This is a genomic window from Sphingopyxis lindanitolerans, from assembly GCF_002993885.1.
Classification (GTDB): Bacteria; Pseudomonadota; Alphaproteobacteria; order Sphingomonadales; family Sphingomonadaceae; genus Sphingopyxis; species Sphingopyxis lindanitolerans.
On sequence record NZ_CM009578.1, the window covers coordinates 3942169 to 3955176 of the forward strand.

At 60.7% G+C, this 13008-nt stretch carries 12 protein-coding genes; 8 read left to right on the forward strand and 4 right to left on the reverse strand.

All coding sequences use genetic code 11. The features are described 5' to 3' along the window. The first annotated feature begins 107 nt into the window (after positions 1-107). The 5 genes from CVO77_RS18645 to CVO77_RS18665 all read left to right on the forward strand — a co-directional run bounded on the left by CVO77_RS18645 (position 108) and on the right by CVO77_RS18665 (position 4415). Positions 108-1013, forward strand: a complete 906-nt coding sequence (locus tag CVO77_RS18645; RefSeq protein WP_338061525.1) for an SDR family NAD(P)-dependent oxidoreductase — start codon at positions 108-110, stop codon at positions 1011-1013. A 2-nt stretch (positions 1014-1015) separates the two neighbouring features. After that, positions 1016-1882 (forward strand): MaoC/PaaZ C-terminal domain-containing protein, encoded by an 867-nt coding sequence (locus tag CVO77_RS18650; RefSeq protein ID WP_106000357.1) that lies wholly within the window; start codon positions 1016-1018, stop codon positions 1880-1882. A gap of 201 nt (positions 1883-2083) precedes the next feature. After that, the gene (locus tag CVO77_RS18655) at positions 2084-2638 is read left to right on the forward strand and encodes a TetR/AcrR family transcriptional regulator (RefSeq protein WP_106000358.1); all 555 of its coding nucleotides are present in this window, start codon (positions 2084-2086) and stop codon (positions 2636-2638) included. Positions 2639-2907: 269 nt separating this feature from the next. After that, entirely contained in the window at positions 2908-3993 is a 1086-nt protein-coding gene (locus tag CVO77_RS18660; protein WP_106000359.1) for an amidohydrolase family protein, read from the forward strand. Beyond that, complete coding sequence (locus tag CVO77_RS18665; RefSeq protein WP_106000360.1) at positions 3993-4415, forward strand: metal-sulfur cluster assembly factor; 423 nt, start codon at positions 3993-3995, stop codon at positions 4413-4415. Before CVO77_RS18660 ends, CVO77_RS18665 begins: the two co-directional genes overlap by 1 nt. Before the next feature lie 98 nt (positions 4416-4513). Here the strand turns inward: CVO77_RS18665 and CVO77_RS21505 are convergent, their stop codons facing one another. Genes CVO77_RS21505 through CVO77_RS18675 form a run of 3 tightly spaced genes read right to left on the reverse strand, consistent with a single transcriptional unit; the run spans position 4514 to position 6705 of the window. Then, the gene (locus CVO77_RS21505; protein ID WP_197709654.1) at positions 4514-5035 is read right to left on the reverse strand and encodes an acyl-CoA dehydrogenase family protein; all 522 of its coding nucleotides are present in this window, start codon (positions 5033-5035) and stop codon (positions 4514-4516) included. Next, positions 5032-5631: an acyl-CoA dehydrogenase family protein gene (locus tag CVO77_RS21510; RefSeq protein WP_420822551.1), complete on the reverse strand. Its 600-nt coding sequence runs from the start codon at positions 5629-5631 to the stop codon at positions 5032-5034. Before CVO77_RS21510 ends, CVO77_RS21505 begins: the two co-directional genes overlap by 4 nt. Before the next feature lie 18 nt (positions 5632-5649). Next, positions 5650-6705 carry an acyl-CoA dehydrogenase family protein gene (locus CVO77_RS18675; protein ID WP_106000361.1) on the reverse strand — a complete coding sequence of 352 codons (1056 nt, stop codon included), beginning with the start codon at positions 6703-6705 and terminating at the stop codon, positions 5650-5652. Positions 6706-6978: 273 nt separating this feature from the next. Between CVO77_RS18675 and CVO77_RS18680 the strand changes: the two genes are divergently transcribed. Further along, entirely contained in the window at positions 6979-8106 is a 1128-nt protein-coding gene (locus tag CVO77_RS18680; protein WP_106000362.1) for a CaiB/BaiF CoA transferase family protein, read from the forward strand. A 48-nt stretch (positions 8107-8154) separates the two neighbouring features. Then, positions 8155-9714 carry a class I adenylate-forming enzyme family protein gene (locus tag CVO77_RS18685; RefSeq protein WP_106000363.1) on the forward strand — a complete coding sequence of 520 codons (1560 nt, stop codon included), beginning with the start codon at positions 8155-8157 and terminating at the stop codon, positions 9712-9714. 19 nt (positions 9715-9733) lie between these two features. Here the strand turns inward: CVO77_RS18685 and CVO77_RS18690 are convergent, their stop codons facing one another. Continuing rightward, entirely contained in the window at positions 9734-10585 is an 852-nt protein-coding gene (locus CVO77_RS18690) for an enoyl-CoA hydratase/isomerase family protein (RefSeq protein WP_338061526.1), read from the reverse strand. Between the two features lie 282 nt (positions 10586-10867). Here CVO77_RS18690 and CVO77_RS18695 point away from each other — a divergent pair, with 282 nt between their 5' ends. Further along, on the forward strand, positions 10868-12940 hold the full coding sequence (locus CVO77_RS18695; RefSeq protein ID WP_158258132.1) for a TonB-dependent receptor: 2073 nt from the start codon (positions 10868-10870) through the stop codon (positions 12938-12940). The last annotated feature ends 68 nt before the right edge of the window (positions 12941-13008 follow it).

Sequence of the window (13008 nt, forward strand, 5' to 3'; positions counted from 1 at the left end):
GGGCGGCATCGCGCGCCTTTCATTCTTATCCTTGATATTGAATTTTTATTCCTATACGTGAATAATAATTCAATTGAGATAATGGATAGGGGAGATGGGTGATGGGAATGCTCGAAGGCAAGGTGGTCGCCGTCACGGGCGCCGGGCGCGCGGTAGGGCGGGCGATTGCCATTTGCTGCGCGGCCGAAGGTGCCTCCGTCCTGGTCAATGACCTCGGCAGCGGGGCCGCCGGCGAGGGCGCCGATCAGGGCCTTGCCCTCGACGTCGTCGCCGAAATCGAGGCCGCGGGTGGCCGCGCCATCGCCAATACCGCCAGTATCACCGATCCGCAGGGGGCGGTCTCGATCATCGACGACGCTGTTCAGGCCTTCGGCCGGATCGATGGTGTCATCAACAATGCCGGCTTCTTGCGCGATTCGATCTTTCACCGGATGAACCAAGTCGACTGGAACGACATCATTGACGTCCATCTCAACGCCTATTTCGCCGTGTCGAAGGCGGCGGCTCCCCATTTCAAGGAGCAGGGGTCGGGAGCCTTTGTCCACATGACATCGACATCTGGCCTGATCGGAAATTTCGGTCAGGCGAATTATGCCGCGGCTAAGGCTGGTGTTATCGGTCTGTCGACCTCGATCGCGCTCGATATGCAACGTTTCGGGATCACGTCGAACTGTATCGCGCCCTTTGCGTGGAGCCGCCTGACCCAGACCATTCCGACCGATACGGAGGAACAAAAGCAGCGCGTCGCCCGGCTGATGGAAATGAAGCCCGAAAAGATCGCGCCACTCGCGGCATTTCTTTGTTCGGACCAGGCAAAGTCGGTGTCCGGCCAGATTTTTGGCGTGCGAAGAAATGAAATCTTCCTGTTCAGTCGTCCTCAGCCGATCCGGTCGGTGCATCATGCCGCAGGCTGGACACCCGAAACCATTTCGGAGGTCATGCTTCCCTCGCTCCGCTCCAGCTTTCAGCCCCTGCAGCGTTCGGGCGAAGTTTTCAGCTGGGATCCTATTTGATCATGGCGATCGATGAGACCTTTCTGCTCGCCTATCCCCCGGTCGAGTGTCGGCGATCCTACAATGCGCGCGACACCATGTTGTACGCGCTGGGCTTGGGCGTCGGTGCGGACGACCCGCTTGATCCGCGCGCGCTTCGCTTTGTCTATGAAAAGGACTTGATGGCCCTGCCAACGATGGCGGTGGTGCTCGCGAGCCCGAGCGGTTGGCTCGCCGATCCCAGGCTCGGGATTGACTATATGCAGCTGCTACATGGCGAAGAGTCGCTGACTATCCACCGTCCGATCCCAGCCGAAGGCGACCTCAGCTCGGTAACGCGCATCGAAGCGGTTTTCGACAAGGGGCCGGGCCGCGGTGCGTTATTATATACCCGGCGCGAAATCCGCGATTTCGAAAGCAGCGAGCCGTTGGCGACGATCGGGAGCAGCTATTTTCTAAGGGGTGACGGAGGTTTCGGCGGCCGGTCCGACGGTGCGCCGACTCCCTACCCGACGCCAACAAGGCGGCCCGACGCGACGATCGATTTCAGGACGCGCACCGACCAGGCTCTTCTCTATCGTCTCTCGGGCGACCATAATCCGCTGCATATCGACCCATCGGTGGCTAAAAAGGCGGGGTTTGACCGCCCCATACTTCACGGTCTCTGCTCCTATGGGTTAGCCGGCCGCGCGATGGTCCATCTGCTCTGCGATGGAGATTCCGCACGGTTACGCCGTCTCGACGTGCGGTTCGCCAAGCCGGTCTTTCCCGGCGAGACGCTTCGGATCGCACTATGGCGGGAGGCGGATGGCCGCGCGGCATTTGAAGTCATGTCGGTCGAGCGCGAGCTTGTCGTGCTTCGCAACGGTCTTGCCGAGTATCAAGGCTGAAACCCGAACCGCGCGCGATTGTCACAAGTTGACCAAATGGGACCCGTCACCTAGCGTGAGCGCGCAAATATCCGCCGGTTTGACAGAAGCATTCCGGGATGATGCACGCAAAAACATCATGGCAAGGTTTAGTCAGTGAAGCGGTCGGCTTTGACAAGGACATCCAACAGCGCAGGCAGCAAGACAAAGCGAGCGCTGGTTTTGAAAGCGATCGATTATCTCTTCGCCAACGGCCTGCGTGACCAATCGCTGCGTTCGCTCTCCGCCGAACTCGGCACGAGTCACCGAGTTCTTTCCTATCATTTTGGTTCGAAGGAAGGATTTCTCGACGAGGTCATCAAGTCCTTTTTTCTTTCCTGGGTAGAGATTATTTCGGCGACCGATATCGAGAGCTGTCGCACCTCGTCAGAGGCACTGCTCCTCCTCTGGGACCGGATATCGCATCCCGACACCTTCATCTACTCGCGTATCGGTTTTGAACTGCTCGCCTGGCAGGAAGGGCAGCGCAGGATGAAGCAGCTATTGCCTCAAATCGTCTGGGCCGAGCCGTTCGAACGGATCAGTCTTCTTTCGAAGCTTAATCCCATCCGGACAGCGTCGGATGTCCGGGTGATGCAGATTGTTATGCGCGGCTTGATCTATCAACTCGCCGCGACGGACGCGCCGGAGGAATGCCGTCGCGCCCTTATGGATTTTCTGGATTTGCGCGACCGGGCGCTATCGACGATTGCCGATGAAGGAAGCGGCGCTCCATAGGTGAGCTAGCGGGCCCCGGCGATCGACGAGTCGGTTGACCCCAATCACAATTCGACGGGCGAAGACCTCGTCCCGTCAAGAACGGTCGCAACGACCAGCCCGCGCGCGCACCCGCTCAATTTCCATTTTCACGCCTCCGGTAGCCGTTGCGCGCGTCTCCACGGCGCCTCGTGCCATCACCTGCGACAGGTCTTGTTCCATTTGGTACAAAATGCTAGCTAGGCTTCCACAGGGTGCTAGCCCGAATGACCAATTGGAGGGAGAGTAAGATGATCGATGATATGTTCGTGTTTAATGCGGTCGCGCACGCCTATAATATGGGCGACGACAATATCCCCAACTCGCACTATGCGAATCGCCTGCGCGACGGGCTTGTTCACCTTCATATGCGGCAGGGCGACTTCGCGATGGATGCGGCGGGGCAGTGCACCGACTGGCCGATCGAAGTGCTTGCGCGCTCACTCTTCCTTGAAAGCGATTGCGACATGGCCGCGACGCATACGTTGCGTCTCGATTCCTGGTTCCACGATGGCCTTTGCCGCCGCGAAAAGACGATCGAGGCGGTCAATCGCTGGCCGCAGCGTTTCGTCGGCTATGTCGGGGTCGACCCGACGCTCGGTCTTGAAGTGTGCCTCGACGATCTCGACCAGCAACTCGACGAAATGCCGACGGCGGTGGGCCTGAAGCTCTATCCGTCACAGGTCAATCCGCACCGCTCTTGGCGGATGGACGACGAAAGTCTGGCCTTCCCGTTGTTCGAACGTGCCCGCAAGCGCGGCATCCGGACGGTGGCGGTCCACAAGGCCGCACCCTTCGGGCCGGTGCCGATCGCGCCGTTCCGCGTCGACGACATCGACCTTGCCGCCGACGCCTTTCCCGACATGGCGTTCGAAATCATCCACGCCGGTCTGGCCTTTACCGAAGAGACGGCGATGCTCCTCGCGCTCTTCCCGAACGTTTACGCGAATTTCGAAGTGACGTCGGCGCTGATCAACACCAATCCGGCGCAGTTCGAAACGGTGATGGCGACCTTCCTGCGCCAGGGCGGCAGCGAAAAGATCATCTACTCGGACGGTACGATGGTGCTGCATTCGCAGCCCATCCTCGAGAAGTTCCGCAATTACCGGCTGAAGGATGAAACGCTGGAGAAATTCAACATCCCGCAGATTACCAACCAGGATATCGCAAACATCCTCGGGCTCAACTATGCGAAGATACTTGGTGTCGATGTTGACCAAGCGAAGGCCGCGATTGCCGACGATGAATTCGCGCGCGAGCGGGCGCGCACGGGCATTCAGGAGCCCTTCTCGAACTGGCGCGCGCATCTTGCCGACACGAAAATGGAGATTGCGTGATGTCGCTTATTCGCGCCGAGGTCGAGAAGGCGCTGCACACGGTCTATGACCCGTGCAGCATCGCTTCGCAGTCGCCGGTTTCGGTGATCGACATGGGAATGGTGAGCGGCCTCGACCTGGATGGCGATGCGGTTCATTTAAGGTTGCTGCCCACAAATCTGGGATGCACGCTGGTCCCCAGCATCATGATCGCTATCGAGGAGGCGCTGGCCGCCATGCCAAGCGTGGGTTCGGTATCGATTTCGATTGACAAGGAAACGCATTGGTCGCCCGATCAGATGAGCGAGCGCGGTCGTGAGATGCTTGGCCGGCGCCGCGCGCAAGCGCAGGCGCGGTTCCCGGTCCAGTCGAAGCAGTGGATGCTTCCCGGCCAGGAGGAAGCGCGCCGTCAAAGGCTGGAAATGAAACGCAAGGCCGTTTGAAGTCCGCTCATCCGGCGCGGTAGGTGGGCGCCGGATGAGCGTGAGGGGTCGGCGGCCCCCGTTCGGGCCGAGGTGCGTACCGTCGTTGCCCTGGCCATTTATCTTACACCAAGACCGCGCGCGATGATCCCGCGCAATATCTTACGCGTACCTCCACGCAGCGTGAAGGATGGCGCCGCGAGCAGGGTCGAACCGACCAATGCTGCCAGCGCGTCGGGTGATGAGGGCGATGGCTCCAGCGCAAAAATCTGACGGGCGATTTCTGGAACTTCCTGTTCCAGTGCGGTGCCGACGTCCTTGACCAACGCACCCTGAACCGTTGGATCCTTGCCCTGCCGGATCATTTCGGCGATCGAGGCCGACAGGTGGCGCAGCACTGCAACATGCGACACGATCCGGCCGATCGCGCGCCGCCGCTCCTCGGTCGGTTCATCGCGGACGCGCCGCACCAGTTCGTCGATGATCGCGAAGGACGACAGGAAGCGGCCGGGTCCGCTGCGCTCGTTCCCCATTTCGCCCGAAACTTGGGTCCAGCCATTCCCGCGCGTACCAACAAGCATCGCCTCGGGCACGAAAACATCGTCGAAATGGACTTCATTGAAGCTGTGCGATCCCGTCATGTCGACGATCGGTCGGAACTCCACACCGGGCCATGCGAAATCGACGAGCAACTGGCTGAGTCCGGCGTGCCTGTGGCCGGCTCGCCGTCGGTCCGACAAAGGACCATGATATAATGGCTGAGATGCGCGTTGGTGGTCCAGATTTTCGTCCCGCTTAGGCGATAACCGCCATCGACTGGCTTCGCGCGCGCCTTGATCGATGCGAGATCGGATCCAACGCCGGGCTCGCTGAGACCGATCGCGACATAGCATTCGCCCGCCGCGATTCCCGGGAGCACCATTTCGCGCTGATATTCGCTGCCATGACTCAGAAGCAGCGGCCCGATCTGGCGGTCAGCAATCCAATGCGCGCCGACCGGCGCTCCGGCCGCCAGCATTTCTTCGACTACGACATAGCGTTCAGTCGCCGTCCGCTCGCCGCCGCCATAGGCTTTGGGCCACGTCATACCGATCCAGCCGCGCGCGCCGATCTTGCGGCTGAAGGCGGGATCGGCATGGGTCCAGCTGATATATTCGCCGGTCGCCCGCGCCGCACTCAACTCCTGCCGGAGGAAGGCGCGAACCTCGTCGCGCAAGGCTTCGGCTTCGGGTGTCAGTACAGGACGCGGCCGCCATCACGCGACACCTCCGTGGCAGGTGATGAGGGTCCATGGCCCTTCGGGCTCGTCGAGGCAGGCTTGCCCGACGATATCGTGCCATTGGGCCTCACTGCCGCACTCTTCCCGCCACGCGAGAATACGCCTACTATAGAGGTGCAGATCATATTCGCCAGTAAAGCCGATGGCGCCATGCACCTGATGCGCGACATGTGCCGCCAGTGCTGCGGCCTCTCCGACACGCGCCTTGGCCATCGCCACAGTGACCTGTCCCCCAGGCACGAACAACGCGTGCGCCGCCATGTCAGCGGCGGCGCGACACAGCGCGGCTTGCCCGGCAAGGACGGCCAGATTTTGCTGGATTGCCTGGAATTTTGCGATCGGGCCATCAAACTGCTGGTGTTCGCTGGCAAAGATGAGCGTCATATCGAGCAGGCGCTGTGCTGCGCCGGCAATCATCACGGTGCGGAGCACCGCGGCGGCGGTGTGCACCGCGGAGCGACCCTGGTCCATATCGCCCACGGAACTCGCCGGTAGAATAGTTGCGAAGCTGATGTGATCGCGCGGCTCGCCAGCCAGATTGCAGCCTCCGACAATCGAACAGCTGCCGACGGGAAGGGCGATAATTTTCGGCTGGGCATCGATCTCCGCCGTCAGGATAATTGTCGTGGCGCTGCGCGCCCATGGAATGCGCGCGGCGTTGCCTTCGACGAGCCAGCCGTCCCTTTTTTGTTCCTTCCGGAGATGGGTAAGGTCGGACGGTGCAAGGATGGCCGGACCACTCGGAGCCGAAAGCCCTGCTCGGGACAGCAGCGCCGCGCCGAGCATGGCTTCGGCGAGTGGTAGCGGCACCGCCCAGTAGCCGGCGAGCCACAGCGTGTCCGCAGCGTCGGGATATGCGATCCCGAGTCCGCCCTGTTCCTCCGCGATCAGCGCCTGGAACAGGCCGAGTTGATCGATGGCCCCCCAGCCGTCGGCAAGCCATTCGCCACGTGAACCGCGTCGCACCGTATCGCTGTCAAAAGCCTCGCGCACGACCCGCTCTGCGGCTTCGAAGAAGGGCGATGCGGACATCAGCGACGCTCGCCTGCGCCGAAACGGCGTCTATCTTGCGTCATCTTTCCTCCAAAGCATTGGGGCCGCTTTGGGCGCTTAGAACAGGGTGGGCACGTTGTACAACATAGAGAATCATTATCTCCTATTGTGAATTATGAGAAAATTGATACATCGACTTCGGAGGCTCCGGCTAACGGCAGATTCAAGGGGCCGGCAATTCGCTGATCGAGCGTCCTCGTCGGTGCCGACAAAAGGGAGCGGGCACGACAAAGGTCGAGATAGGAGCCGCGCGTGAATCAGGGACCGCTTGCAGGGGTGAGCATACTCGAATTCTCGGGCATCGGGCCCGGCCCCTTCGTAGGCATGCTGCTGTCCGATCTTGGCGCTGATGTGCTGCGGATCGACCGCAAGGGGAATGACCGGGGAACGAAAGTTCAGGTCACGCGGCGCGGCCGCAAATCGGTCGCGCTCGACCTCAAAAAGCCCGAAGCGATCGAAACCTGCCTTCGATTGATGGAGCGCGCCGACGCGACCTTCGAAGGCTTTCGTCCGGGGGTGATGGAGCGCCTGGGCCTAGGTCCCGACGCGGCGCTCGCCCGTAATCCCGGGCTGGTTTATGGCCGCATGACCGGCTGGGGCCAATTTGGTCCGCTTGCGCAGGCCGCTGGGCATGACATCAATTATATTGCGGTCACCGGCGCCCTCCATGCGATCGGACTGCCCGACAAGCCGGTACCACCGCTCAACCTGGTCGGCGACTTCGGCGGCGGTGCGATGTATTTGCTTGTCGGTATTCTTGCCGCGTTGCTCCATGCGCGTCGTACTGGAGAAGGGCAGGTGGTCGATGCCGCGATGAGCGATGGCACCGCTTCGCTGCTTGCGATGTTCTATGGGCATATGGCGGCCGGTGCGTGGAGTGATGATCGCGCCGCGAACCAACTCGATGGCGGTGCGCCTTATTATGATACCTATCGCTGCAAGGATGGTCGATGGATGGCGGTGGGGGCGATCGAGCCCCAATTCTTCACGTTGCTGCTCGAAAAGCTTGGCATCGCGGATTTTCCGCGCGAAGGGCAACTCGACCGTTCGATGTGGCCGAACCTGCGCGCGCGGATCGAAGCGGCTTTCCTGACCCGGACTCAGCGCGAATGGATCGCGGAGATGGAAGGGAGCGATGCTTGCGCCGCGGGCGTTATCGGGCTGGAGGACGCGCCGAACCATCCGCATAATGTGGCGCGGCGGGCATTTGTCACGATTGACGGGGTGCTTCAACCGGCGCCGGCGCCGCGCTTCTCGGCAACACCGGGGCGGATCCAGGAGACTGACCCCGCGATCGGCGCGCATAACATCAGCGGGCTGATGGAGTGGGGATTGACGCGCGCCGAGGTCGCCGCGCTCGAAAAGAGCGCGGCTTTATAGTCGCGACCGGCAAAGGTTGAACGAAAACAAAATGCGGGAGATGCGGTAATGAGCAACGCTGGTCCTTTTCACGAATTTACGGGGCGCGATCTGCCGTGGCTTGTTGACTGGCAAGCCAGTCTGCGACCCGACAAGATCTTCCTGGTTTGGGAACCGGTCGATGGAGCACCGCAAAGCTGGACATATGCCGCGTTCGCCGAAGAGACGCGCGCCTATGCGGCCGGATTGGCGGCGCAAGGCATCACGGCCGAGGACACGGTCGTCATCCACATGGGCAATTGCCCCGAATTCCTGTTCGCCTGGCATGCCTGCGCGCGCATCGGCGCGTTGGTCGTGACCACCAACACCGGGTCGTCGGTCGATGAGCTCGGCTTTTTTCTGGAACACAGCCGCGCCGTCGCGGTCCTGACCGAGCCTCGCTTTCTTCCGGTGGTGCGCGATGCGGGCGCCGTGTTGCGTTGGATTGCCTGCATGGAGGGAGCCGATGAGCAAGATGCCGGTGATTACCGCTTGCTGCCCTTCTCGGCATTGCGCGGCGATGATGCCGTGGCACCGCGACGCGACGCCGAGCCGCTCCGCCTCGGTAGCGTCCAATATACATCGGGGACGACGTCTCGACCAAAGGGTGTCGTCTGGACGCATGCCAATGCGCTGTGGAGTGGCCGGACAACTGCTGCGCACCTCGGCCTCACTGCCGAGGACATCACCCTCATTCACCTCCCGCTGTTCCACACCAACGGGCTCGGCTATTCGCATATGTCGACGCTTTGGTCGGGCGGGACGATCGTTCTGACGCCGGGATTTTCGGCGAGCCGCTTCTGGGACATCGCCATACGAAACTGTTGCACCTGGGTGTCGCAGATCGGCTTTACGCTGAACGCGCTGATCTCCCAGCCTTGTCCGGCCGAACACAGCGTCCGTTTCTTTTCCAGCGGGTCGGGCGGTACCATCTGCCAGGATAATTGGGGCATATCCCAGATTTCCTGGTACGGTTCGACCGAGACGGTTTCCCAGAATTGCCACAGCGACTGGCGCTTGCCCGAGGCGCCAGGCAGCATGGGCCGGGCGGCGCACGAATATGAACTGTCTATCCGCGACGAGGCCGACCGCGAAGTTTCCTTTGGCGAACGCGGCCGGCTGTGGGTCCGCGGGCTTCGCGGTCTTTCGCTATTCGCCGGCTATCTACACGACCCGGCGGCGACCGATGCCGCCTTCGACGCCGACGGCTTTTATGACACGGGTGACGAAGTTACGCCGCGCGCCGACGGCGAGATATTCTACGCTTCGCGCGCGAAGGATATGTTGAAAGTCGGTGGCGAAAATGTCGCCGCGCTTGAAATCGAGACGGTCATCATGGGCGTGGCCGGCGTGCGCGAAGTCGCCGTCGTCGGTAAGCCGCATCCTCTCTATCAGGAAGTGCCGGTGGCTTTCGTCGTCGCGCACAGCAACGATGCCGGACTCGCCGCGGCGATCGAGGCGCATTGCGCGGATAAGCTGTCGAAGTTCAAGCGGCCATGGGAAGTCCGGGTGATCGATGAATTACCCAAGGGCTTGCTCAGCAAGGTGTTGAAGAAGAAATTGCGCGTGATGGCGGCGTCTGAAAGCTGACTCGCGGCGGTCGGGAAGCTCAGCGACGCTCGAACCGCCCGGGACGACGCTCGTGAACCGCGCGCCTGCCTTCGGCAAAATCATCGGTGCCATCCAGTTCGGCCTGCCGTACCGCTTCGAGCGCCGTCGCGGCGCGGACATCCTCGACCAGTTTGCGGCGTAGCGTTGCACGGGTCGCCTCGACCCCGAGCGGCCCATTTTCGGCGATCTCGCCGGCAAGCGCCAGCGCCGCATCGAGCAAATCGTCGAGCGATGCAATCTCGTCGGCCAAGCCCCACGCACATGCATCTTCGCCTGATAGGCGTTTCCCCGTCAGCATCATCATCGCGGCGCGCTGCTCGCCAATCGCGCGCGGCAACGTGTGGCTGATAGCGAAACCGGGATGAAAGCCGAGCTTCACGAAGTTCGCGGCGAAGCGGGCTTCAGGCGCTGCGATGCGAAAATCGGCGGCGAGCGCCAGGCCAAGGCCCGCACCGATGGCGGCGCCTTGCACAACGGCAATCATGGGTTTGCGGATTGCGAACAGTCGGACTGCCTGTCGATAGAATTTGATCGTCGATGCGCCGAAGCTTTCGCCCTCTTCTTCGCCCAAGGCGTTGGGGATGGTCAAGTCAGCGCCGGCGCAAAAAATTTTTCCTTCCGATCGCAGGATCGTGGCGCGGCAGTTCGAATCCGCGTCGAGCCTATCGAGCACATCGGCAAGCGCACGCAGAAGCGGTAGGTTGATATGGTTGTTCGTCGCATTGGCAAATGTCACGGCGGCCACATGGCCATATCGTTCGGTCGTCACGCGGATTGGATGGTCATGCATCGATAATTCCTGTCGAAAATGAAGGGGCTGACGGAGCGGGAAATCCGCTTCTGACGCCATTCACCTGCCATCTATGAGAATAGTTGTCCATATATATGAAGGATATGGATGAGTCACCACGTTGGCGTGACGACAAGGTTTTCTAGAAAACTACGTTAGTTCTGGTCGTTATGGCGGGTCACCGCTTGACAATTGACCGCCATGAGCTAATTGTTATCCAACTGGTCTAAAAGTTATCGCCCAACTGGCCAAAAAAAGAAATCAAAGGGCGAGGGGAGAGAGGCTATGTGCTACCATCGTTCGTTGATGCTTGCCCTCGCGCTATCTGCGAGCCCGCAAGCGATGGCGCAAAGCGCCGGCGCCGCTACCGAGCCGGTCGACACCGCAAGCCAGTCCAGCGGGGTACTGGGCGATATCGTGGTGACCGCGCAGCGGCGCAGCGAGCGCCTGCAGGACGTGCCGATCGCGGTCAGCGTTATCAGCGGTAATGATGCGCTGGATAAGGGCGTCACCAGCACGGTCGACCTGACCTCCGCCGTGCCGGGACTGGTCGTCAACTACAACGCGAACGTCGGCAATCTTTATCTGCGCGGTGTGGGGTCGAACCTGCCCAATCCGACCGACGAGCAGCCCACCGCGACATATGTCGACGGCGTCTATATTCCCTTCCCGCAATCGAACTTCTTCACCTTCTATGATGTCGAACGGATCGAAGTGCTAAAAGGGCCGCAAGGCACGCTGTTCGGTCGCAATGCGACAGGCGGCGTCGTGCAGATCATTACAAAGGACCCGTCGCAGGAAACCGAACTCGATGCCTCGCTCACCTATGGCAATTACAACACAGTCAGCTTGCAGGCATACGGAACCACCGGTCTCGGCGACAAGGCCGCAATCGGTGTATCGGCGCAATATGACAACCAGGGAAAGGGCTTTGGCCGTAACCTCACTCTCAACGAACCGGCTTTCCAGCGCGCAATCGACAGCTATACGGTGCGCGCAAAGCTGCTCGTCACGCCGACCGACACCACGAAAATCCTGGTAACCGCCGACTATTCAAACCTCCTGAACTCGTCGGGATACCAGCTGATGCCTGGGGTCATAGGCGGCGATGGCGTGTCGACCTATCCAGGCAAGTTCAATACGCTCAACGACCTCCCGACGGGCAACCCGCTCGAAATGTATGGCGTATCATTCAAGCTGAACCAGGAAATCGGCAATCTCGATTTCACGGCGATCAGCGGCTATCGCGAGTTGACGGGAACTTTCTTCAGCGATTCCGATTCAACGCCGCAGCCGCTGAGCCAGCTTGAGCTGCGCGAAAAGGGGCGTGCCTTTTCTCAGGAGCTCCAACTCGCGGGATCGTCGGATCGGTTCAACTGGATCGTGGGCCTTTATTATTTCGACATTTTCGGACGCGGCCAGCTCTTCAATCGCGCGACGCCAATCATCGCCCCCCTACCCCTCATCGGGTCGCAACAGGAAGGGCGTTCGATCGCCGGTTTTGCGCAGGGAACGCTCGAACTGGGCGGTGGTACGAGCGTTACCGCCGGCGCGCGCTACACCAAGGAATGGCAGGATTTCTATTATCCGGCAGGCAATCTCCGGTCGAGCCAGAGCTTTGCCAAACCCTCGTGGCGGGTAGCGATCGACCACAAGTTCAGCGACGATCTGATGGTCTACGTTTCGTATAACAACAGTTTCAAGGGCGGCGGTTACAACCTGATATCGCCGACCTTGCTGTCGGGAACCGTCAACAATTTCCAGCCCGAAGTTTTGCAGTCTTTTGAAGGCGGATTGAAGGCGCAGTTGTTCGATGGTCGGATGCGGCTCAATATCGCTGCCTTCCACTATCTCTATGACGATATCCAGACCGCGCTGGTCATCCCGGGGGGTGTCGTAACGCTGAATGCCGCCAAGGCGCATACGACGGGTCTCGAAATCGACTTCTCGGCGAAGCCCACCGACTTCCTTGAATTGTCGGGTGCCTTTTCCGCGATGCGTGGAAAATATGACCGCTATCCGAACGCGCCCTCGATTGGCGCCGACGCGGTGCAACGGACGGTCGATGCGTCGGGGAACGACCTGCTTGTTCTTCCCGACTATACTGCGACGGGGACGGCAACATTCAATATACCGCTGTCCAGCGGGACCCTTCGGCCGTCCGCAACCATATCTTATAATGACGGCTTTTTCTGGTTTGCCGACAACCGGTTGCGGAGCCCGGCCTATACGCTGATCAACGCTCAACTGGGGTGGACGTCCGATAATGAGCAGTTTGGCATCCGGTTATGGGCCAGGAATCTGACGAACAAATATTATTACGTCGCGCGGCTGTCGCGCGTGCGCTTTGGCGACTCCCAGGTTCCAGCGGCACCGCGGACCTATGGTATCACGCTGACCGCCAAGTTCAGATAGTGTCGGTGCGGCGTGCGGACCGAATAGACGGGTTGGTGCGGATGGTGGCGGCGTGCGCTCCCATTCCG

What these genes read in the sequence shown, in the direction of transcription:
- CVO77_RS18645 (WP_338061525.1), top strand. Translation starts at nt 108, where the DNA reads ATGCTCGAAGGCAAGGTGGTCGCCGTCACGGGCGCCGGGCGCGCGGTA.
- CVO77_RS18650 (WP_106000357.1), top strand. Translation starts at nt 1,016, where the DNA reads ATGGCGATCGATGAGACCTTTCTGCTCGCCTATCCCCCGGTCGAGTGT.
- CVO77_RS18660 (WP_106000359.1), top strand. Translation starts at nt 2,908, where the DNA reads ATGATCGATGATATGTTCGTGTTTAATGCGGTCGCGCACGCCTATAAT.
- CVO77_RS18665 (WP_106000360.1), top strand. Translation starts at nt 3,993, where the DNA reads ATGTCGCTTATTCGCGCCGAGGTCGAGAAGGCGCTGCACACGGTCTAT.
- CVO77_RS21505 (WP_197709654.1), bottom strand. Translation starts at nt 5,035, where the DNA reads ATGACGGGATCGCACAGCTTCAATGAAGTCCATTTCGACGATGTTTTC.
- CVO77_RS18675 (WP_106000361.1), bottom strand. Translation starts at nt 6,705, where the DNA reads ATGTCCGCATCGCCCTTCTTCGAAGCCGCAGAGCGGGTCGTGCGCGAG.
- CVO77_RS18685 (WP_106000363.1), top strand. Translation starts at nt 8,155, where the DNA reads ATGAGCAACGCTGGTCCTTTTCACGAATTTACGGGGCGCGATCTGCCG.
- CVO77_RS18690 (WP_338061526.1), bottom strand. Translation starts at nt 10,585, where the DNA reads ATGGCGTCAGAAGCGGATTTCCCGCTCCGTCAGCCCCTTCATTTTCGA.
- CVO77_RS18695 (WP_158258132.1), top strand. Translation starts at nt 10,868, where the DNA reads ATGGCGCAAAGCGCCGGCGCCGCTACCGAGCCGGTCGACACCGCAAGC.